The sequence below is a fragment of the Mucilaginibacter sp. PAMC 26640 genome, assembly GCA_001596135.1.
Lineage (GTDB): Bacteria > Bacteroidota > Bacteroidia > Sphingobacteriales > Sphingobacteriaceae > Mucilaginibacter.
On sequence record CP014773.1, the window covers coordinates 957,850 to 980,952 of the forward strand.

Annotated in this window: 19 protein-coding genes; 7 read left to right on the top strand and 12 right to left on the bottom strand. The window is 43.3% G+C overall.

Translation table 11 applies throughout. The features are described 5' to 3' along the window. Positions 1–96 precede the first annotated feature (96 nt). The 9 genes from A0256_04190 to A0256_04230 form a co-directional block, all read right to left on the bottom strand. Positions 97–2,313, bottom strand: a complete 2,217-nt coding sequence (locus A0256_04190) for a histidine kinase (protein AMR30676.1) — start codon at positions 2,311–2,313, stop codon at positions 97–99. An 8-nt stretch (positions 2,314–2,321) separates the two neighbouring features. Continuing rightward, positions 2,322–2,501 carry a hypothetical protein gene (locus A0256_04195; protein AMR30677.1) on the bottom strand — a complete coding sequence of 60 codons (180 nt, stop codon included), beginning with the start codon at positions 2,499–2,501 and terminating at the stop codon, positions 2,322–2,324. A gap of 92 nt (positions 2,502–2,593) precedes the next feature. Next, complete coding sequence (locus A0256_04200; GenBank protein ID AMR30678.1) at positions 2,594–3,364, bottom strand: hypothetical protein; 771 nt, start codon at positions 3,362–3,364, stop codon at positions 2,594–2,596. An 83-nt stretch (positions 3,365–3,447) separates the two neighbouring features. Continuing rightward, complete coding sequence (locus tag A0256_04205; protein AMR30679.1) at positions 3,448–4,749, bottom strand: hypothetical protein; 1,302 nt, start codon at positions 4,747–4,749, stop codon at positions 3,448–3,450. Then, positions 4,730–5,311, bottom strand: a complete 582-nt coding sequence (locus A0256_04210; GenBank protein AMR30680.1) for a hypothetical protein — start codon at positions 5,309–5,311, stop codon at positions 4,730–4,732. The genes A0256_04205 and A0256_04210 overlap by 20 nt, the downstream gene beginning before the upstream one ends. After that, positions 5,308–5,868: an RNA polymerase subunit sigma-24 gene (locus A0256_04215; protein ID AMR30681.1), complete on the bottom strand. Its 561-nt coding sequence runs from the start codon at positions 5,866–5,868 to the stop codon at positions 5,308–5,310. Before A0256_04215 ends, A0256_04210 begins: the two co-directional genes overlap by 4 nt. A 218-nt stretch (positions 5,869–6,086) precedes the next feature. Next, positions 6,087–6,620, bottom strand: coding sequence for a NadR (locus tag A0256_04220; GenBank protein ID AMR30682.1), 534 nt, complete (start codon positions 6,618–6,620; stop codon positions 6,087–6,089). Positions 6,621–6,626: 6 nt separating this feature from the next. Beyond that, positions 6,627–7,262 carry a nicotinamide mononucleotide transporter gene (locus A0256_04225; protein ID AMR30683.1) on the bottom strand — a complete coding sequence of 212 codons (636 nt, stop codon included), beginning with the start codon at positions 7,260–7,262 and terminating at the stop codon, positions 6,627–6,629. 107 nt (positions 7,263–7,369) lie between these two features. Next, complete coding sequence (locus tag A0256_04230) at positions 7,370–9,436, bottom strand: metalloendopeptidase (GenBank protein ID AMR30684.1); 2,067 nt, start codon at positions 9,434–9,436, stop codon at positions 7,370–7,372. A gap of 590 nt (positions 9,437–10,026) precedes the next feature. On the opposite strand from A0256_04230, the gene A0256_04235 reads away from it, so the two are divergent. Both A0256_04235 and A0256_04240 read left to right on the top strand, forming a co-directional pair. Beyond that, on the top strand, positions 10,027–11,166 hold the full coding sequence (locus tag A0256_04235; protein ID AMR30685.1) for an acyl-CoA dehydrogenase: 1,140 nt from the start codon (positions 10,027–10,029) through the stop codon (positions 11,164–11,166). Positions 11,167–11,220: 54 nt separating this feature from the next. Further along, the gene (locus A0256_04240) at positions 11,221–12,456 is read left to right on the top strand and encodes a redoxin (GenBank protein AMR30686.1); all 1,236 of its coding nucleotides are present in this window, start codon (positions 11,221–11,223) and stop codon (positions 12,454–12,456) included. Between the two features lie 50 nt (positions 12,457–12,506). On the opposite strand, the gene A0256_04245 is transcribed toward A0256_04240, so the two are convergent. Both A0256_04245 and A0256_04250 read right to left on the bottom strand, forming a co-directional pair. Then, on the bottom strand, positions 12,507–13,358 hold the full coding sequence (locus A0256_04245; GenBank protein AMR34423.1) for a 1,4-dihydroxy-6-naphthoate synthase: 852 nt from the start codon (positions 13,356–13,358) through the stop codon (positions 12,507–12,509). Positions 13,359–13,414: 56 nt separating this feature from the next. After that, complete coding sequence (locus A0256_04250; GenBank protein ID AMR30687.1) at positions 13,415–14,116, bottom strand: hypothetical protein; 702 nt, start codon at positions 14,114–14,116, stop codon at positions 13,415–13,417. 78 nt (positions 14,117–14,194) lie between these two features. On the opposite strand from A0256_04250, the gene A0256_04255 reads away from it, so the two are divergent. From A0256_04255 to A0256_04270, 4 genes are all read left to right on the top strand, one after another. Continuing rightward, the gene (locus A0256_04255; protein AMR30688.1) at positions 14,195–14,611 is read left to right on the top strand and encodes a 6-pyruvoyl tetrahydrobiopterin synthase; all 417 of its coding nucleotides are present in this window, start codon (positions 14,195–14,197) and stop codon (positions 14,609–14,611) included. A 9-nt stretch (positions 14,612–14,620) separates the two neighbouring features. Beyond that, positions 14,621–15,259 (top strand): GTP cyclohydrolase I, encoded by a 639-nt coding sequence (locus A0256_04260; protein AMR30689.1) that lies wholly within the window; start codon positions 14,621–14,623, stop codon positions 15,257–15,259. A gap of 102 nt (positions 15,260–15,361) precedes the next feature. Beyond that, on the top strand, positions 15,362–16,240 hold the full coding sequence (locus tag A0256_04265) for a malonyl CoA-acyl carrier protein transacylase (protein ID AMR30690.1): 879 nt from the start codon (positions 15,362–15,364) through the stop codon (positions 16,238–16,240). Positions 16,241–16,363: 123 nt separating this feature from the next. Beyond that, positions 16,364–20,053: a hypothetical protein gene (locus A0256_04270; protein ID AMR30691.1), complete on the top strand. Its 3,690-nt coding sequence runs from the start codon at positions 16,364–16,366 to the stop codon at positions 20,051–20,053. Positions 20,054–20,387: 334 nt separating this feature from the next. On the opposite strand, the gene A0256_04275 is transcribed toward A0256_04270, so the two are convergent. After that, complete coding sequence (locus A0256_04275; GenBank protein ID AMR30692.1) at positions 20,388–21,296, bottom strand: hypothetical protein; 909 nt, start codon at positions 21,294–21,296, stop codon at positions 20,388–20,390. Between the two features lie 259 nt (positions 21,297–21,555). On the opposite strand from A0256_04275, the gene A0256_04280 reads away from it, so the two are divergent. Then, a complete protein-coding gene (locus A0256_04280) occupies positions 21,556–23,103 on the top strand; it encodes a glycoside hydrolase (protein AMR30693.1) in 1,548 nt (515 codons plus the stop codon).

Sequence of the window (23,103 nt, forward strand, 5' to 3'; positions counted from 1 at the left end):
CAAGCACTTTATATGCTAGCTTGACATAGGGCTGACTCCATCCCAGCCATGCACGGTACGATATACCCCTCCCGGGTGACGGGGAATATCGTACAGTTATTTATTAAATGAAAGGTTAAAGGTAGAACCGCTGCCTAATTCGCTGTCTACCCAAATTTTTCCATTGTGCTTTTCAATGATACGCTTTACAATGGCCAGTCCAACACCTGAGCCTTCAATGTCGGTAACATTATCCATCCGCTTAAATAGCTCGAAGATGCGCGGCAAATTTTTTATATCAATCCCCAAACCATTATCTTTAACGGTGTAAACCACCTCAGTTTCGGTTTCTGTGCCGTTTATGGTTACCCGTGGTGGCTCGCTTTTCATCGAATATTTAATAGCGTTACTCAGGATGTTGGAAAACACCTGCGACAGCATACCGGGATCTCCATATATTTTGGGTGTATCCCCGATGATGATCTCAGCATGTTCAGCACCAAGAGCAACCCGCAGATCGTTCACATGATCAGTAATGAGTGCTTTTAGGTCAACCTCTTTCAGCGCAAGCTCAGACCGGCCAATTCTCGAATATTCCAGCACTTCCTGGATCATCTTATTCATTTTATCAGCACCGCCGTTTATCCGCCCTAATATTTTGGCAGCAGTTGGTTTCATGTCAGGGTCACGCATCAGGATCTGGGCGTAACTTTTAATGGCAGTGATCGGGTTCTTCAGGTCATGAGATATGGTATAGCTGAAGGTATCCAGTTCCTCGTAAGCCAGCTTAAGTTTCTCGTTGAGCAGGCGGATGGCACCCGCTTTTTGGTTGATCGCGTAAGTGATTTCGCTTTTTAACCTGATGGCAGATTTCACCTCCTCGCTGCTCCATGGTTTGGATGCCCCGCTTACTGTTTGCGACCATGCCTCAAATGATTTCCTCGGCGAAAGCTGCATCATACCGTTTGCATCCGGCTCAACAGGTTTGTCGGGGTTGCCCGCCCAGGTAATCGTTTCCAATTGCTCGGGCTTAAACCATATAACGTATTCTCCCATTTCACGGGAAAGCGTTAACACCATTACACCCGATGCCAGCTGCTTAAATGCTTCGGCGGGCGCATATTGATCAGGGAAACGGTCGGTAAAAAACAGTGACTCGTTAACGTTGCTTTTTAGCCAGTTGGCTAATGCGGTCAGCTGTTCATCGTTCGGTGTGTTCCCAAGTTTCCTGATACCGTTTTCGAACGATAAAACAGCACCTGCCGCATCCACTGCGTGTAACAAGTTAACCGCGTGCTCTGTTAGGGCCGATTCGATCTCGTTATCTTTCAGCATCAGGCGGCTTAGCTGATCAACTGTGCTTTTGTATTTTTCCTGGATTTGCTGATTCTCTTCATCCTGCCTAAATTCTAAAGCAGATGAGAGGATCTGACCGATCAGTTTAGCGGATTCGCGCTGGCGGTAGTCAATAAACCGCGGGCTATAGTTATGACAGGCGATCAGCCCCCAAAGTTCCTTTTTATAGATAAGGGAAATGCTGAAGCTGGAGTCGACCCCCATGTTCTTCAGGTACTGAATATGGATAGGAGATACTGCCCGCAAGCTGGAATTGCTCATATCCAGCTCAATACCACCGGCATTATCTTCTGCAATAATGGCTGAGGGTACTGTATGGATATCAGCTATGAGCCGGGTAAGGTTGTGTTTGTATAACTCGCGTGCCTGTTTCGGTATGTCAGATGCAGGGTAATGCAAGCCGAGCCATGAAGGCAACTCTTCCGTTTTAGATTCGGCAACCACCTCACCATGGCCGTCTTCGGCAAAGCGATAGATCATCACCCTATCATAACCGATGATGTTCTTTACTTGTATTGCGCTGTTGTTTAACAGGTTCTGCAGGTTTTTATCTGCCAGCATTTCAGATATGGAGCGGCCTATCATCCGCTGTACATCTGATGAGCTATCAGACCGCGCCGGCTCAAATTCCAGCATATAATAATCGCCCGCTGTAGAAATGATAAGATGGAACGGCATGTTATTGACATCCGTTTTAAAAGGATTGATCTGCTCAAACCCGTTTACCTTGCCCAAATTGATCAATTGCCCAATAAAATCCGGCGATTCGTTATTACCAACCAATGCTTCTATCGTATTGATATGAACACCCAGGATATTAGCCGGGATATCATCCATAAACTCAACCAGGTTTTCGCTGTGGAAACGAACAATGCACTTCCTATCTATCACGATGATAAAACCATGCGATTGGATTTTGCCGGGAATATGAATAGGTTCTCTATCGCAGTTAGTTAAATCGACGAGGAATGATGACATTGCTTTACTTAAAGGTAATTATATAAACAAATATGAAAAAATAATCTCGGTTTAAAATAGTAAATGGTAAACTGGCCACCGTTCAGAGCCTCATCCTGCTGATGTATAAATATATAAACTAAGCACAATAAAAGAGCAGCCAGCAAAAATTCCGGTACCTGCAACCTGATCACATTCCCGGGCGGCATAATGCTGCAAATTAGGGTAACAACTTGTTCGCCATTGCATTAGGCACAGACTAGCCTGAAGGAATCGTTGTAGTTACACCCACGTCATATTTTTACCGTTTTATACCCTTTGCACTATTAGCTGACCGTTTGGCCCGCATTTTTAAATTCAACATCTCTACCAAAATAGAGAAAGCCATTGCGAAATAAATATAACCTTTAGGAATATGTTGCTCAAATGCTTCGGCTAACAGAGAAACGCCTATTAGAAGCAGGAACGACAAGGCCAGCATTTTTACCGTTGGATGCTTGTTTACAAAACCAGCTACCGTATCTGATGCCCACATCATAATACCTACAGCAATGACCACTGCTGCTATCATGATCTCTACGTGCTGGGCCATGCCTACGGCGGTGATAACAGAATCGAGCGAAAAGACAATATCCAACAGCATGATCTGGAAGATGGTTCCCCAAAATGGGTGCGCTTTTACCTTGCCTTCATCTTCCTCCTCGCCTTCTATTTTTTGATGAATTTCGGCCGTGCTTTTATAGATCAAAAATAACCCGCCAACGATGAGGATAAGATCGCGGCCACTTATGGCCAGCTTTTCTATCCAATCCGGATCTGTTGCGCCTACTAATCCCGAAATATTGAATATCGGGCTGGTGAGGGTCATCACCCAGCTAATAGAAAGCAGCAATAGTATACGGGTGATCATGGCCATTCCCAAACCTACCCTCCGCCCCTTTGATTGCTGGTCTACCGGCAGCTTATCAGCCAGAATAGAGATGAAGATCACGTTATCTATGCCCAGCACGATTTCTAAAACGGTGAGCGTAACGAGCGAGATCCAGGTTTCCGGTTCGGTAAATATTTCCATCGTGGTAATTTGCGTGTGCCCTAAAAATAACAAAACCCCTGCCGTTTATAGCAGGGGCTTGCAAAAACCTGATATTTGGCAATCTAATAAAAGCTAACGCCGGTATAACTGGCGGTAATAGATATTTTATTAGCAGAACCACTGTTGCCAATATAGCCTTTGTAGTTTTTTGTAGATGACCAGCCGCGGTCTTCATCAGAGGGCGTTTTGGATGTAACTTTCATATTGTTATCATCATAATCGAATCCTCCAAACCGGGTGGTTACATCAAATGTATAATTTCCCAGTTGCCTAAAATCGAAGTTGATCTTTGTGAATTGCGCATTAACATATATGCTTTTAACAGTTTTTTCTACCGTACCAATGCGAAACCCGTCGCCATATTTTACAGTAACATCTGCAGAACCTTTTAGACGATCGATATTAATTGATGAAAACTTAATGTCCGCCTCAATATTATTAACGGTACCTGTTTTTAATTTACCGTACGCTACCTCAACTTTGCCGCTATTGAAATTACCGATATTAGCATCACCAAACTTCACAGTTACATCGTTTTCACTATTGGTAAGCGCCCCCGCGGTTAACCCCCCGTACGATACCCTGATGGTTGCTTTGCCTGATAAATCTGGCAGGACCACAGAGCCAAATTTATTTTCGATGTCCACAGGATTACCAGCTGGCATGTAAACGGTATAGTTAATCTCCATGCTTTGGTGCCTGTTACCGTTGTTATTACTGCTGGGCAAGTTTGTTTTGAAAGATACCGTAGAGCCTACCTTGCTATCGCTCACGCTAGCCCCTTGGATCATATTGTTTACATAATCGGCATTCTCCGAACTGAATTTCATCTGCACATCCACCTTAAATTCGTTCTTTGCCCAGGTATTGACGGTTATTTTGCCGAACCTATTATCTAACTCCAATAAATCGTTGCCATCTACACTGTAGCTTTTGCTGTAGTTCTTTATTTTTTCGGTGATCTCGCCGCTGGCAATTTTCTTCCTGTATTCTTCATTATCGGTATTGTTTTTAACCGATCCGTTAAAGCTTTCGCTCACATCTGGCACCAGGCCATCAAACGCCCCGGCAAAGTTTTTACCAAAATCGCTACTGAACGTTTTACTAAAATCCTTCATTACCAGTTTGATATCAGCTTTTTGCTTTATGGTAAGTTTTTTCATCCTCACCTGCAGATCTTTCATCTTTAGTTGTACATGTGCCATACTTTTTTCAAAGGCTTTGGTATCAAAATCTACATGTATGTCTTCATCCTGCACCGGCGGGGTTGGCGGTAACGGTGGCGTTACCTGCGCAAATACGGTGGTGCTAAGTACAATGCCTGCAAGTAATGCAAGCGCCCGGTTAAATATCTTTGGTGCCATTTTGATGTTGCTTTTTACTTTGATTAAATTGTTCTATCACACTCAATTGCTGATTAAGCACCTCGGTTTGTACCTGCAAGTTCCGGATCATTGCACGTAAAACACGTTCCTGGTTAGGGCTGGTGGCCAAGTCACTACTTAGTTTTTTATAATTAGCCTGCATTTTTACCAGCTCGCTGTTAAACTCGTTGTACAGCTGCGGGTCAAATTTGGCTACTTGTTTTAATTCTACTCTTTTAGTTTCTATCAGCGATGCATAGTGCACTTGCTGTTTGGCATAGGCTGGGTTTATATCGGCTAAATTAACTTCCCCCGCGGCGCCTGCCGTTTTTTGGCTTTGTATATATATACCGAACCCTATGCCCATAACAACTATGATCATGGCGGCTACTCTTAGCACAAAGCCAAGGGTAAACGTTTTTGCTTCGCGCTTTTTTGGCAATTGCTCCGCCTCCCAGGCATCCAGTTCGTTTGAAATATTGTTCCAGATATCAGCACGTGGCTGCAGGTCGTCAAATTCTTCCTTGTGCCCGTCCATAAAATCTTCCAATCGCTTGCTCATCTTGTTATTCCTTTCCTTATTAATATCTCGTTCAATTTTCGTTTAGCTCTCAGGAACTGGGTTCTGGATGTGTTTTCTGTTATGCCCAAAACCTCGCCTATCTCTTCGTGATCGTACCCCTCTAATAAATAAAGCGATAATACAACCCGGTACCCATCTGCCAGTTCTTTCATAGCATCCTTTACCTGCGCTACTTTGTATTGTAAATCGTCATCATCCCAGGGCTCCTCATCGGCAATGTTATCCATGTGCCCATCTTCAACTTCCACCAGAACCAACTTTCGTTTGCGTAACAGGTTAATTGAGCGATGTACCACAATTTGTTTGAGCCAAAGGCCAAATGTTGTCTCCTGTCTGAAATCTTTCAGCCGTTTAAAAGCATCTGTAAATGATTCCTGCAAAACGTCCTCCGCCTCGCCAACATTACCCACTATCCTAAAGGCAATGTTCAACATTGCTTTAGAATATAATCGATACAACTCGTAGCAGGCTTTTTTACTGCCCTGCTTACACTCAACTACCAGTTGATAATGTTTATCTATAAATACAGCTTCCAAATTATTGACAGGTTTCGAACTAAATGACGCGCAGGAAATACGAACGTTGCACTGTGCTTAAAAATTAATGCGTTTGCAGGTTTTATATGGAGAGAAGACGCCAATCAGAGGATCATGCATCATTTTGAAATACACCTATCGAATTTCCATCCGGTAAAATTAAATACGCACTTGGGTCAGCTGTGCTAAGTAACCACAAGTGATTCTGCTTTTGCCTGCTAATGGGCGTTTAAATAGGCATCTATCGCTTTCACGGCGTGCTCATATCTTTCATGCCCTGTGCCCGAGATGAGGATGTAGTTGGCACCGAGATCATTTAGTTCCTTATACCAAACATCCATGAAATGATCGCGCATGTCCGGGAAATCGCGCAACGGGTCATCCTCCCAGGGTAAGTCAATATTAAGCAGCAGGTACAGGTCATAAGGGTGCTTCGGCAATTCATCCAGTACCTCCTGCGGCGAACTACCAAACATCTGGTCGCTCCATACCTTAACCGTTATAAACGTGGTATCGCAAATAAGCAATTGATTTGCCTGCGGCAGCATCGCTTCTTCCAGTGCCAACTGGCCATAAAACATATTGATCTCATCCTGCCAGGTGGGGGCTTCGGTTAATGCAGCACAATAGCCGCGGGCGTATTCCGGCACCCAAACCGTATGATATTGCTTGGCCAAAAAAGCCGACATGGTAGATTTACCGGTAGATTCCGGGCCAACGACTGCTATTTTAATAATTAGTTTCTCTGGCATTGGGGATTATGCATTAATTGCAGCAAACTGGTTCTTGTATTCCTTTTTCCAATCGATGTAACCTAAAGCGGCTATAACAATGAGGATAAAAAACATGCCTGATGTAAACTGAAGATCTTTTTTAAAGTAAATAACGGTATAAATAATATCTACAAAAACCCAGATGAGCCAGTTCTCCAGTATTTTTTTGGTGAGGAAGTATTGAGCTACAAAGCTACATGCGGTACAAAAACTATCCAGGTAAGGGTAAGCTGGCGGGTTGTAGTTTAATTTTTTTGTAAATGTGATGAGGGTGAAACCCAGAGCAGGTGTTGTAATGAGTATAATCAGCACCGATACGATTATTTGCTTGCTGGTTATCAACATTATCGGCGTTTTATCCTCCACACTTGGGCGGCGGTTCCAGTTATACCATCCATACATGCTGGTAATGCACAAGTATACGTACTGAAGCATATCGGCATATAAAGCGGCCCCATGATAAATGTATATATAAATAGCGGTGCTGATAATGGCAATTGGCCAGTTCCAGATGTTGTTTTTGGCTGCCAGGTATACGCAGGCAAGGCCGGTTATCACCCCGGTTATTTCTAACCAGGACTGATGCCGCCACCACTCCTGCACCAGAGGTAAAATTTGCATGGGGGTAAATATAAGCAAGCGGATGACATATTGCTATTTACGAAACAGGGCACGAAGAAAATTCTTCGTGCCCTGTAAATATTTCTTGTAAACTTGGTGATCAGAGCCTACCAAATCTTTACCCGCTTATCCGGATCAAGCCACATTTTGTCGCCTTTTTTAATACCAAATGCTTCATAAAATTCAGGCACATCCGTAAACGGACCGTTAACCCGCATAAAACCCGGTGAGTGTACATCGGTAAGCAACTGGTTAGCTAAAGATTCTTGCCTGTCATGGCCCAGCCATCCCAGGGCATAGCCCATAAAATAGCGTTGTACAGGCGTAAGGCCGTTGATCTTTTTGCCTTCTTTGTACTGCCTGGTCTTTTTGAATGCATCCAGGCCAATAACAATTCCACCGAGGTCGGCTATGTTCTCGCCCTGAGTAGCTTTACCATTAACATGCTGATCTCCTATTTTGTAGCCGTTAAACTGGTTTACCAGCATTTGTGCCCTTTGCGTAAACTTGGCCGAATCCTGCTTGGTCCACCAGGCCTTCAGGTTTCCTTTTTCGTCGTACTGGCGGCCCTGGTCGTCAAAGCCGTGGGTAATTTCGTGGCCGATGGTTGATGCTGCCCCATAGCCGTAAACAATAGCGTCATCAATATTTTCATCGCGCACACCAGGTACCATAAATATAGCAGCGGGTAATACAATCTCGTTGTTTGACGGGTTGTAGTACGCGTTATAGGTTTGCGGGGTCATGTTCCACTCGGTACGGTCAACCGGTTTGCCCAATTTGGCTGCATTAAATTTATGGCGGAAATTGATGCCCCGGGAAACATTCTGTACGTAAGAATCACGGTTGATCTCCAGATCCGAATAATCTTTCCAATGATCCGGGTAGCCAACTTTAGGGTTTACTTTAGCCAGTTTATCGTAAGCACGTTTTTTGGTTTCCGGGCTCATCCAGTCCAGCTTATCAATATGTTCTTTAAAGGAGGTACGCACGGCCTCTACCATATCCACATACCTTTTCTTGGTTTCCTCGGGGAAGTAATCTTTCACAAAGATCTGCCCTAAAACTTCACCCATCAGGCTGCTCTCGGTATCCAGTACACGTTTCCACCGCGGCAGCTGTTCTTTCCTGCCGGATACTACTGTTCCATAAAACCTGAAATTTTCCAGATCGAATGATTTACTAAGGTATGAACCGTAATCATCGGCCAGGTTTTTCTTCAAATAATTTTTCCAGTCATCAATACTAAAGGCTGTCAGTGCCTTGTTAACCGCCCGGTAATATTCCGGCTGACCAACAATTACGGTATCAACATTCTTATAATCCATTTCATTAAACGTGGTTACCCAATTAATGCCCGGTGCAAGCTTGGTTAAGCCAGCCAAGGGCATTTTGTTGTAGTTATGATACGGATCGCGCAGGTCTTCCAGTTTGCGGGAGCTATCTGCCAGAAATTTTTCTATCGCATATGTTTTATTACTGGCTGCTGTGGCAGCATCCGGTGCAAAACCCAGCAATTTAAATAAAGTGGGCAAGTGCTTTTGCTGATAATCTGTCCTAACGGCTACGGATTGTTTATCGGTATTAAAATAGTAATCGCGGTTGGGTAAGCCGAGGCCTGATTGAGACAGTTGCAGCACAATTTTATCGCTGTTACGGTCGTCCTGCCCTGCGTATGCGCCAATGGGTGTAGATACGCCTATCGTTTCAAAATAAGCAAAAGCATCCACCAGGCCCTTAGTATCTTTTATGGCATCTATTTTTGCCATTTGGGGGTTTACCGCGGCGATGCCCTGTTTTTCAATATTAACGGTATCCATTCCGCTGAAATAAAAGTCGCCAATCTTCTGCGCATTGGTGCCTTTATCGGCATTCTCTTTTAAGGCATCTTCATTAATCTTTTTCAGCTTATTGCGCAGATCTTCCTGTACCAGGTTCCCGATACCCCATGAAGAGTAAGCCCCCGGGATCGGGTTATTTTTTAGCCAGGTACCATTAGCATACTGGAAAAAATCATCGCCGGGCCTGGCAGATTTATCCATGTTTTTTACTAATGGATCATTCTCCGCATAAATTTTTGACTTGTCTGCATCAGCACCGGTATTACAGGCCGATGTAAATAAGGCGATGCCGGAAAATACCGCCATAGCGTACTTGTTTACTTTATTGATCATATTTTAGATGTGTCTTTTATAAAATACATGCGCTGTATTAAAAAACAGAATAATTATTCTGCATTTACCTACAGGGTAAAGTTAATTTGTAAATGTGTGCTTTTAATTATTATCTAACGAAAAAGATTTGAATTTAATTTAGACAAAAAAACCTATCCCGCCATAGGCCTGCCATGTTAAATTTAAAATACCTGCCCGAACATGAAGCCATAATCACCTCATCGTCAGTATCTAACGTAATTATTATAGAATTAATTAGCTGCCCAGCGTATTTGTATCCGTCAGCACTCCCTAAATTGTAAGTCTTCCGTTTCAAATATGGCTTTACTTTTGTTAAATTGATAACAGCCTTGCATACATCTTTGAAAACATAAATTCATCTACCTATGTAAAAACGTTTTAACAGGTGTTCAGGCTTACCTTGAATTCTCAGTAGCCCAAGTTGAGATGAATTGTTCTTTTTTTTGGGTTTAATCAATAGTTTAAATTAATTAGGGGAAAAGGGAGCTTCGCAATAAGCTCTCTTTTTTTGTGCCTATAATTTTGCTATGCGTGCATAATATTTTACATTTATCTTTTTGATTATAACCATGCATTTTGAACTTACAGAAGAACATTTAATGATTCGGCAGGCAGCACGGGATTTTGCTCAACACGAACTTAAACCTGGCGTAATTGAACGTGACGAGCACCAGAAGTTTCCGGCTGAACAAATTAAAAAGTTGGGTGAGCTAGGCTTTATGGGGATGATGGTATCCCCCGATTATGGGGGCAGTGGCATGGATGCAATTTCCTACGCGATAGTGATGGAAGAATTATCAAAAGTTGACGCATCCGCCTCTGTGGTGGTATCGGTAAACAATTCACTGGTTTGCTACGGATTGGAAAAATACGGCAGCGAAGAACAAAAACAAAAATACCTGGTACCACTGGCACAAGGGCAGGTAATTGGTGCATTTTGCCTAAGCGAACCAGAAGCCGGAAGCGATGCAACCTCACAGCGCACTACCGCCATAGATATGGGCGACCACTATCTGTTGAACGGTACCAAAAACTGGATCACTAACGGAAGCACCGCATCTACCTACATTGTAATGGCCCAAACCGATGCTGAAAAGAAGCACCGCGGTATTAATGCACTCATCATAGAAAAAGGTATGGATGGATTTACCGTGGGCGCTAAAGAAAATAAGCTTGGCATCCGTGGCTCAGATACGCATTCGCTGATGTTCACCGATGTAAAAGTGCCAAAAAAAAACCGCATTGGTGAGGAGGGTTTTGGGTTTAAGTTTGCCATGGCCACACTTGAGGGCGGCAGAATTGGGATCGCATCGCAAGCTTTGGGGATTGCCGCAGGCGCGTACGAACTGTCGGTACAATATGCTAAAGAACGTAAAGCCTTTGGCAAAACACTGGGCGATTTGCAGAACATCCAGTTTAAGTTGGCTGATATGGCTACGGAGATTGAAGCGGCCCGCCTGCTTTGCTACCGGGCTGCATGGTTAAAAGACAATAAATTGCCCTACGCGCAGGCCGCATCGATGGCTAAACTATTTGCATCGGAAACAGCGATGCGGACTACTGTAGAGGCGGTACAAATTCACGGTGGTTACGGTTTTGTGAAAGAGTACCATGTAGAGCGGTTGATGCGCGATGCCAAGATCACGCAGATCTACGAAGGCACTTCCGAAATTCAACGGATTGTCATTTCCCGTGAAGTTTTGAAATAGTGGCTCGCTTTTATTACTTTTGACAAAGTATATAGAACTAGTAGACTATTTTTTATGATCAAAAAAATCGCATTCGGCGCATCACTTTTTATTGCGCTGACCCATATAAGTTCGGCACAAACTAAACTGGCAACTGGCATTTGGCGCGGCGCACTAAAAACCTCATCCGGAAATGACATCCCGTTTAATTTTGAAGTTAGAGGCAAAGGCCGGCAATCGCTTTCCATATTGAATAGCAGCGAACACTTGCAGGTTACAAACGTAACCGGGCAGGGCGACTCGGTATTTATTAAAATGCCCTTGTTCGATTCTGAATTCCGCCTAAAGCAGGTGGGCACTACTTTAACAGGCAACTTTATTAAGCATTTGGGAGTGCGCGATGCGGCGATTGAATTTACTGCAACCGCAGCCACTCCCTATCGCTTTTTTAAAGATGCTGAAAAACCCAAACACAACGTAAGCGGTCGCTGGTCGGCTATATTTGGCGAAGGCGACGGGCGTGATACCACAGTTGGTGAATTGAAACAAACCGGTGCAAGGGTAACCGGCACATTTTTAACCACCACAGGAGACTATCGCTTTCTGGAGGGGACTGTAGCCGGAGATCAATTATATTTAAGCTGTTTTGATGGCGGCCACTCTTTTTTATTTACCGCAAAAATCAGTGACGATAAAACATTAACAGAAGGCAAGTTTTTTTCGGGGGCGACAGGTAAGGATGTTTGGACCGCAGTGCGGGATGAGAACGCGAAGTTACCCGATGCTTATTCGCTATCGGCCTTAAAACCGGGTTTTAAGAAACTTGCTTTTAGCTTTAAAGATGTTACCGGCCAGCCGGTATCGCTGGATGATGCAAGGTTTAAAAATAAGGTGGTCATTGTACAGATCATGGGTTCGTGGTGCCCCAACTGTATGGACGAAACAGCGTATATGGTAAACTATTACAAAAAATACCATAAAAAGGGCGTAGAAGTAATTGGGCTGGCCTACGAGCGTACGACAGATTTTGCTAAATCACAAAAAACGGTCGCTCAGATTAGTAATCGTTTTAATGTGCCTTACCCACTGTTGATAACCGGCTATACCAGCAACAAAAATGAGACAGCGAAGAGCTTACCAATGCTGACCAAGGTAGTGGGCTTCCCGACTACTATTATTATTGATAAAAGCGGGGATGTACGTAAGATCCACACCGGCTTTAGCGGACCGGGAACCGGCGACCACTATACCGAATTCATCAGCGAGTTTGAAAAGCTAACAGATGACCTGTTGGCCGAGAAAGCCATGTAGGTATACATGATATATAAACAAGAACGCCGGGCAACACCCGGCGTTCTTGTTTATGCTAACGGCGGATTAAGAAACAAATTCTCGCTTATCGCCGGGATAATGCCTTTCTCCAGCGCCGTATCAAAAAGCAGTTTTACGGCTTTTTTTCCTTCAATTCCTAAATCCACAGAAAATTGGTTAACGTATAGGTCGATATGTTTGTACATCACCTCTTCGCTCATTTCCTGCGCATGAGACCGGATGTACTCTAACCCTGATTTAGGGTTTGCAAACGCAAATTCTACCGAAAGCTGCAAAACCCGGTTTACTTTATGCTGAACATCCTGGGGTAAGCTTCGGTTAGCTACTATGCCGCCCAACGGTATCGCGCAGCCGGTTCGTTTTTCCCAATAATCACCCAGGTCTATTATTTTGTGCAACCCTTTATCCTGATAGGTAAACCGGTTTTCATGGATAATAAGGCCAATATCAACCCGGCCATCTAATACAGCGTTCTCAATATCCGAGAAAACAAGCTCCTGTTTATCGGTCGCATCCGGAAAAGCAAGGCTCAGCAAAAAGTTAGCAGTAGTATACTTGCCCGGAATGCCGATCTTAAGATGTGAGAGATTTGCTTTAAGTGCCGATACATCGGCTTGCCGGGTAATTAAAAGTGGCCCAACACCAAAGCCTAAGGCGCTGCCTGCATCCAACAGGATGTATTTATCAGCCGCATAGGCAAAAGCATGATAGCTGAGTTTTGTAATATCCAGTTCGCCGCGAAATGCCTTTTGATTCAGCGTTTCAACATCATCATAAAACACCTCAAAGTCCAGCCCCTCGGTATCTATTTTATGATGGATCAAGGCATCGAAAATAAAGGTATCATTAGGGCAGGGAGAAAATCCGATAGTTAGTTTCATCATGTTTGAAATTGATTGCCAACGGCGCCTAATCATTAGGCAATTGACCAGGCCTGTTAAAGCGACTCCAGCTGCTTCAGCAAATCCACCGCAAATCTATCCAGATTTTTTACAGCAAGCCCTATCTGCCAGTTATCACGGTTACGCCTTTCCACATAATTTGACACAGCCCTGATCTGTATGCAAGGCACGCCGGCCTGGCTGCAGGCATAAAAGAACGCTGCACCTTCCATGCTTTCAATTTGCGGGTTAAGGCGTTTGATCACCCGCTCTATAGATTCTTCATCGCCATGTACGGTATTTACCGTTATGGATTTAGTTTGCTTAAGCGTTTTGTAAAGTGCAGCCGATTTAGACCCACCAAAAATATTAGCTATGGTTTCCGAAGCTTTGAAGGCGCTTTCGCCCAGCCCCATTAAGCTGATGGGCAAAAAGGCATCCGCATCCTCGGCACCCAATTCAGATAATGTATCATAAACCACTTCCACCACTTCTCCAAGCGCTATCGACCTGTCAAAACTGCCTGCTATGCCCAAATTAACAACCAAATCGTATTGATTAAGCGCCAATTCTTTGCCCAGGGCAAAAGCGGTTGCCACCATACCTACGCCCGTAATCAGTAAAGAGTGACTGGTGCCCTGCTGCGACCTTGGCGTAACAAACACACTCTTTTTTTCAGCATCCAGAATGCGAAAGCCGTAGTCCATAATAAAGCCGCCCACTTCCATTCCAGTAGCGGCCACAAATAAAACTTTCATTATTACCCGTATTTTGAGGGCTAAGTTAAAACAACTCGCCTATTTTTGTTTTGTATATTTGCACCATTAATTGCTATGATGATACATATAACGCGCAAGGAACATTTTAACGCCGCACACCGGATGTACCGCGAGGAATGGAGCGCAGAAAAAAACCAGGAAGTATTTGGTAAATGCGCCAATCCAAACTGGCACGGGCATAATTACAACTTGTTTGTAACAGTTAAAGGCGAGGTTACCCATGCTACCGGCTACCTGATGGATTTGAAAGACCTGAAGGTAATCATTAACGAATATGTGATAGAAAAGCTGGATCATAAGAACATTAATCTTGATGTGCCGTTTATGGCCGGAAAAATGGCCTCGACCGAACTGCTCACGATTGAAATTTTCAACCAGCTGAAGGAGCCGATTGAAGCCTACCCGGGTGTATTTCTGCACTCGGTAAGATTATTCGAAACCGAAAATAATTCTGCCGAGTACTTTGGCGGTTAATTCATAAAAATGGATATCGACAACAACATACCCGACAGGGATGAGGGTATAAACGGCTATCAAAAGATAGACAGGTATAATCCGGAGCTGATAAAAAACCTATCCGGTAACTACCACGAAGTTTTAAAGCAAATTGGCGAAAACCCGGAACGGGAAGGCTTGCTGAAAACGCCGGAGCGGATGGCCAAAGCTATGCTGTATCTTACGCATGGATACGATTTAAACGCCAAAGAGATCCTCAACTCGGCTATGTTCAAGGAGGATTACAGCCAAATGGTCATTGTAAAAGACATTGAGGTGTATTCCATGTGCGAGCACCATATGCTGCCATTTTTTGGCAAGGCTCATGTGGCATACATCCCGAATGGCTATGTGGTAGGTTTAAGCAAGATACCGCGGATAGTTGACGTGTTTGCTCGCCGTTTACAGGTGCAAGAACGTTTAACCAATGAAATCCGCGATTGCATCCAGGAAACGCTTAACCCGATAGGTGTTGGCGTAGTTATTGAATGCAGGCATTTGTGCATGAGTATGCGTGGCGTACAAAAGCAAAATTCGGTCACCACCACTTCTGCTTTTACAGGTGAATTCCTGAAAGAGAAAACAAGGACTGAATTCTTAAATTTGATCAGCGCTAAATTAAGCTAGAGCCGCCGTTGCCGCATAAGGTATGATGGGCAGTAACAGGGAGTAGAAAGCAAAAATTATAATTATAACCATTAAAAATTACCCTTCAGAGGGAGACGGTACATGAAAGCATATATTTTCCCTGGACAGGGCGCCCAGTTCCCGGGCATGGGTAAAGACCTTTACGAACAAAGCGAGCAAGCTAAAGAACTGTTTGAAAAAGCAAATGATATTTTAGGCTTCCGTATTACAGATATTATGTTTGAAGGTACCGAAGAAGACCTTAAACAAACGAATGTAACCCAGCCCGCAATTTTTCTGCATTCGGTGATTATGGCCAAAGTCATGACCGGTTTTGAGCCGGAGATGGTTGCCGGGCATTCATTGGGTGAATTTTCATCGTTAGTGGCAACAGGGGCCTTATCTTTTGAAGATGGCTTACGTTTAGTTGCTGCCCGCGCTAATGCTATGCAAAAAGCCTGCGAAATACAGCCGGGTACAATGGCTGCTATTTTAGCACTGGATGATTTTACGGTTGAGGATATCTGCCACCAGGTGAGCGACGTGGTAGTCCCCGCAAACTATAATTGCCCCGGGCAATTGGTTATATCTGGTAGTATTGCCGGTATTGACGCCGCATGCGAAAAAATGCTGGCAGCAGGCGCTAAACGTGCACTTAAATTAAATGTTGGCGGCGCGTTCCACTCACCACTGATGGAAGCAGCGCGCGTTGAGCTGCAGGATGCCATCATAAAAACCGAATTCAATGTACCTGCCTGCCCGGTATATCAAAATATAGATGCCAAACCGCATACCGATGTGGAAGACATCAAGAAAAACCTGATAGCGCAACTCACGGGCCCCGTACGGTGGACACAAACGGTTGAGCAAATGCTGCGCGACGGTGCAACCTCTTTTACGGAAGTTGGCCCGGGTAAAGTGCTGCAAGGCCTGGTTAAAAAAGTAGATAAGAATGTGCCCACGGCGGCCGCAATGCTGTAATTAGTTTAAAGCCATCTCAAACAGATGGCTTTACTGTTTGTATGATGATTGACTAGTATTATAACCCCCTTGACTACCGCAGGAAAAATACGTGCTTTGCTGGCCCTTCTATTCGTCAGCCTATTGATTACAGCAGTTATTGTTGAGAAGACGTATTCTCCTGAAAATAATTTGTCGCAAACGGCGCGTAAACTCGAAGACAGGCTTAATCGTAAGGAAAGCTACATTTATGGTTTGCTTAACGATGCGGCTACTTTTAAACAAATTAAAGGCTTAGCTGATAATCACGGGGCCGCAATTAATTTTTTAAACAAAAATACACTTGAAAAAAGTATTTGGTTAGTCACCTTAAAACGTGGGCAGGTGAGCTTTTGGAGCGGCGCAAAAGTTATCCCCAATAATCTGGAAAAATTTAAAGATGGCTGCTCGTTCATCAAGGCAGCCAACGGCTATTACGAAGTAATTAAACGCAGCGACGGAGATTTCTCCGCGGTGTTTTTCATACCGGTAAAAAGCGACTACGAGTTTCAAAATAAATACCTGCAAAACATATTTTCTTCAGATTTAACCGGCGATCGCAATATTGATATCGCTGATTTTACTGATAAGGGCATTTTTGCAATTCATGATATTAACGGCGTATACCTTTTTTCGGTAAAGCTAATTGGCAACGGCGTTAACAACCGGTTTTTTTATTTTGAATTGGGTATTTGGCTGCTGGCCCTGGGCAGTCTTTTTGTGCTGGTGCATGCCATGATCACTTACCTTGCCAATAAGGGAATGGTGTATCTTTCTATATTAGCGCTGGCTCTTTTTATCGTTGGGTTACGATTTTTAAACCTTCACTATGGCTGGCCATCTGTTGCGCAACCACTCAATTTGTTTAATCCCCAGTTGTATGGATCCAGCTATGTTTATCCGTCGCTAGGCGATTTTTGCATTAATATACTCGCTATATTTTGGTTTGTAAGTTACTGCTATTCACTGCGTAACAAATTAATTAAAACTCCACCAAGTAAGCTGCAAAGTTATGGTATATTAACATTCTGTGTCATAACACTCCTGGTCACTTCCGTTTCCTTCCTCAAATTATTTTTTGGTTTAGTAGTTAATTCAAAGATCAGCTTTGATGTAAATAACGTATTGAATCTTACAGGATACAGCATGATCGGCGTGTTAATGCTTTGCTTTAGTTTTTCAGCATTTGTATTACTTACCGAAATATTTTTAACCATTTGTTTCAGCTTAAACATCCGCTTGCGTACCCAGGCTTATGTATTTGCCATAGGTATGTTGCTCGCTACTGGCTTAACCTACTGGCTGCATAATTTTACATTTTTTTATATATTTTGGGGAGGCCTGGTATTTATACGGGGCTACTGTTATTTATACAAGGATCGCAGACTCACCTCAACATCTTTCATCGCCATTATATTAGTCTGCGCAATTATATCTTCAATCAAGCTCAACCAATTTGAGCGATTTAAAGAAGAGCAAACCCGCAAGGCATTTATACAACGCCTGGAAGTACCTGACGATGCAACGGCCGATACCATATTCAAATCAATAGAGCAGAAAATAATAACGGCCCCTACGCTTGTAGCGTATTTTAAAACCCGCCAATATACCGACCATTACCTTACAACCCGCCTGCAGAAACAGTTTTTTGACAGATATTTATCTAAATATGAGTTCAAAGTGCATGAGTTTGATGCGCAGGACAAACCAATATCTGCCGACACCAGCTACACACTTAGTGTATTTAAAGACATGGTGCTGTACAGCTCGTTCCAGGTATCGCGTTATTTTTACCGCGAGAATGAGTCATTCGGCTTCCAGAGCTATTTTGCCATATTACCGGTGATAGATAACGGCACAACGCTGGGCACTATCGTTATTGAACTAAAGGCACGGCCATTCTTTACTGACGGCACTTTCCCCGAATTACTGATAGATAAGAGTATTAAACCGGAAAATGAATATAAGGACTATTCATATGCCTTTTATACCGATGGTAAGCTGATAGGCCAAAGCGGCAATTATGTGTATAGCGTGTTCAACAATGAGTTTAACAGCCCGGTAAAAAAATACACCAGATACGTTAACAGCGGCACCCGCCCGGGCTTGTTTGACAGTTTTACCAAGTATAGTCATTTACTTTACCGGCCAAGTAACCGTAACCTCATCGTAGTTACGCGCGAAATTAATTCTGTATCTGCTATTGTCACCGCATTAACCTTCTTTTTTGTAGTGTTCCTCGCCTTTGCAGCGGTTATTTTACTGGTTCGCTTGCTTTGGATCAAAATTAAAATCTTCAACATTAATAATAACCGCATCAACTGGAGTATCAATCTCAACTTTGATAAAATACTTTATAAAACCCGCATACAGTTCTCTATGATATTTGCGGTAGTGATAACGCTTATACTAGTTGGTGTGATAACATTTGTATCTATCAGCACGCAATACCAGGCTCAGCAAGACCGAACCATCCGGACCAAGATAACCCATATCACCGGTATTTTAGAACGTGGGCCAATCAACCAATATACGCATGGCATTACCGAGGAAGGCCGGCTTACTTTCGATAAAATAGCAGAGAACTATTCGGCGGATATAACCCTTTACGACCTACAAGGGATTCCGTTAATTTCCACCCAGCCTAAGATATATGAATCGGGATTGCTTGCTCCGCGAATGAACGGCAGAGCCTTTATCGCTTTAAAAGACAAGCAAAAATCCGAATTTGTTAATGCAGAACGGATAGGTGGCCTGGCCTACAAAGCGGCCTATGCTCCGCTCCGGAACGATAAACATGAAATTATCGCCTACCTGCAATTGCCATATTTTGCTAATGCGGCCGATTACAACGAGCGTATAGGATCATTATTAAACATTATGATCAACTTATATGCGCTAGTGTTTATCGCTATTGGCTTATTTGCAGTTTTTATTGCCAGGCAAATTACCGCACCTTTAAATTTCATCCAATACAACCTCAGCAAAACTATTTATGGTAAAAAGAATGAGCCTATTATATGGCAGCGTGATGATGAGATTGGGGCACTTGTAAAAGAATATAATAATATGATTGCCGCACTGGAAAACAGCGCGCAGAAACTTGCCCAGTCCGAAAGGGAAACGGCCTGGCGCGAGATGGCTAAACAAGTTGCTCATGAGATCAAAAACCCGTTAACTCCTTTAAAGCTGGGATTGCAGTTGCTTGATAAATCCTGGCGGGATAAAGACCCCAAATTCGATCAGAAATTTGAGCGGTTTAGTAAATCATTTGTAGAACAGATAGAAAGCCTTTCTAACATCGCATCTGAATTTTCGGCATTTGCCAAAATGCCCGATACCCGGATAGAGCGTATTAACCTGTTTGATATGCTGGGACAGGCAGTAACCATATTTAAACAGATGGATAATGTAGTTATAGATATGAACGCCCCTGCTTCGCCATTTTTTGTAGCTGCGGATAGAGACCAATTGTTGCGTTGCTTTAATAACCTGCTAAAGAATGCCATTGAAGCCACACCGCCGGAGCGAAGCTGCATGATCAATATTAATTTTCTCGTTACCAGTAAAAACGTGCTGCTTACGATCAAAGATAATGGCAACGGCATACCCGAGAATATGCGCGAGAAGATATTTGAGCCAAACTTTACCACCAAAAGCTCGGGCACAGGTCTTGGCCTTGCCTTTGTTAAAAACTCTATAGAAAATGCAAACGGCAAAATTTGGTTCGAAACAAATATTGGCGTAGGCACCACCTTCTACTTAAACTTCCCTACTGAAACGCTCGACGCTTAATTATTTATATTGGATTACCAGTGTGTTTCAGCACAATGCCAGTTATAACGCTACTAGGCTTACTTTGCTGGTGGTTTAAGCCGTGCCGATACCCACATTATTAAAGCTCGAAAAGCTAATGGCCTGCGTGTAGAAAGCTAACGATAACTTTTAACGGTAACCATTACTGATACCATCAACTAAGCGATGATCCGGGCGTAATGGATCTTAATGAATTAAGAATCTGGCATGCATTATTTAATTTGTAATGGAAGCACTACTTAAAGCAAAAAAGGCGAAACCAGTAGTTTCGCCTTTTTTGCTTGCTGCCATTTATCTGATGGCGTTATATAACCTATTTTAAAGTGAACGATGATTTACCCATTGTATAACCATCGGCATACAATACTACTGTGTATGTGCCTTTTTGGAATGGTGAATACAACCAATCAATAGTATATCCACTGCCATCATCTTTAAAATCTATAGCAGTTTTATAGGTGTATTGCATTTCCTGGCCGTCGGCAGTAAATGCGCCCGAGTCTGTGGCGGTAACCTGATTGCCTGTAGGGTCAATTACGCGGACGTAAATATCATGCAGCCCTTTTTCGGCAACGGTATTGCTGGCTACCGTAAAGTTGATCTTTATTTTCTGAGCATTTTTTGCTTTTTTCTCTTCAACTTCCTTACCGCTGTTCTTAATTTTATAGGCCACCACACCAGCGCTTCCTACTTTTATCGCCGATGCCTCTTTCACTTTGCTATCCAGCTCCTGATTTTGCTTTTCAAGGGTAGCGGCTTTATCGCTGACCGTAGCCAGGTTAGTTTTCAGGGTATCCCGTTCTACAGAAAGCGTAGTATTCTCTTTTTTAAGCTCCTCTATCTGTGCGGTGTAGTTGGTAACAAAGTAGCGTAATTGCTTTATATCTTCCTGTGCTTTTGAAAGCTCTGCAAAAGTAAGTTTCCCTTTTGCCAGCTCTTTTCTCAATACTTTTATCTTAACTTTTAACGAGTCATTCTTGGCCTGCATCTCCGTGGTCATTTTTGCATGGCCGGCATTAACCTGCTCTATCTGTGCTTCCAGGCTATCTAATTCGGTTTGCAGCCTTGTTTTTTCATCGTTCTGATAAACTATCTTCGTATCCGATTTATTTTTCTGCATATACAGGTATACGTCAGTGCCTAACAAAGCAACTACCACTGCTATTAAAAAATAAATTACGTTCGAATTCTTTTTAGAGGATTGTCCGGGTTCTTTTTCCATATTTTATAATTTAAAGTTAATACAGCTTACCCAAAGTTATCACTTTGCTCAGCTATGGTTCTTCGTCGTTATGTAATAAATGTAGCGGTAAAAATTACACTAAGGTATAAAAATCTGTTTAAGCGCCTAATATAAGGCCTGCGTTAAAATTAAACACAATAACATTAAAACAGAAATTGGGCTCAAATATTATGATTAATAATAAAACGGCTTAGTAATGAGTTTATATCTTTGCACCTTTTATTAAAACGACTGCTTAATGCCTTTACATAGATACTTGTTCTCCCTGTTTGCTTCTGTTCTGATCACCACTATTACCTTAGCGCAAACCATTGTTCCACAGGACACGCTATTACCGGCACCTAAGCACGAATTCAGAGGGGTATGGATAGCCACCGTAGTTAATTTAGACTGGCCACAAAATGCCCGCGCGACAGCAGAAATGCAGAAAAAGGATCTGGTGACTCAGTTAAACTCGCACCAGCAAACCGGTATCAATGCGATCATGTTCCAGGTGCGGCCGGCAGCAGACGCCTTTTATGCCAAAAGCCGCGAGCCATGGTCAAAGTATTTAACCGGCAGGCAGGGCCAAACGCCCGATTACGATCCACTGCAATTCGCTACCGAAGAAGCACATAAGCGCGGCATGGAATTGCATGCCTGGTTTAACCCTTACCGGGCAACGTTCGATAATAAGTTCAGCACTATTGCACCAGATCATATTACGCGCACCAAGCCGGAATGGTTTTTTATTTACGAGGGAATTAAACTGTTTAACCCCGGGTTGCCGGAAGTACGTGAGTACATTGTGCAGGTAATTTTGGATGTAGTTAAAAATTACGATGTGGATGGTATCCATATGGATGATTATTTTTACCCTTACCCGGCTAAAGGGCAGGTAATAAACGATGCCGATGCTTATAAGCAATACGGCGGCGATTTTGATAATATAAAAGACTGGCGCCGCAGCAATGTAGATACGCTGATAAAAATGATGGGGGACAGTATTCATAAATACAAACCCCGCATGAAATTCGGGATCAGTCCGTTTGGGATCTGGGCCAACCAAAGCCAGCACCCCGATGGTTCCGACACACATGGTGGCTCATCTTACATTGAAAATTTTGCCGATACCCGCCAATGGATGCAGGAAGGATGGATAGATTACATTAACCCGCAGTTGTATTGGCACATTGGCAATCGTGCTGCGGCTTTTGACAAGTTGCTGAGCTGGTGGAGTAACAATACTTACAACCGCCATTTATATGTAGGGCAGGCACCCTATCGCTTTTACGAGCAGCGCAGCCCTGCATTTAAAAACCCCTCCGAAATTCCAAACCAGCTGCGGCTTATCCGTGCCAACCCGCGTGCACAGGGGAGCGTTTATTTCCGTTCTTTATCATTGCTAGGCAATGCCAATCACCTCGCCGATTCGCTGAAGGATAATTTTTACAAATACCCTGCACTTCCGCCGCCCATGCTTTGGCTGGATTCTATCCCACCGAATGCGCCTCAAAATTTTATCGGCAAAGCCGAAAACAAGAGCGTGGTTTTGAAGTGGACGGCACCGTTACCCGCTAAAGATGGAGAACCTGTTTATGGTTATATCGTATACCGGTTTACAGCGAACGAAAAATTTGACATGAGTAATCCTGCTAATATTCTGCATATTCAATATGATACAGAGCCGGTTTATGTGGATAGCAATGTAAACGCGGGGAAAACCTATTTCTATATTGTAACAGCTATAGACAGGCTAAAAAATGAGAGCGAACGAACGCCAACCATGGCGGTAGTCGCCCAATAG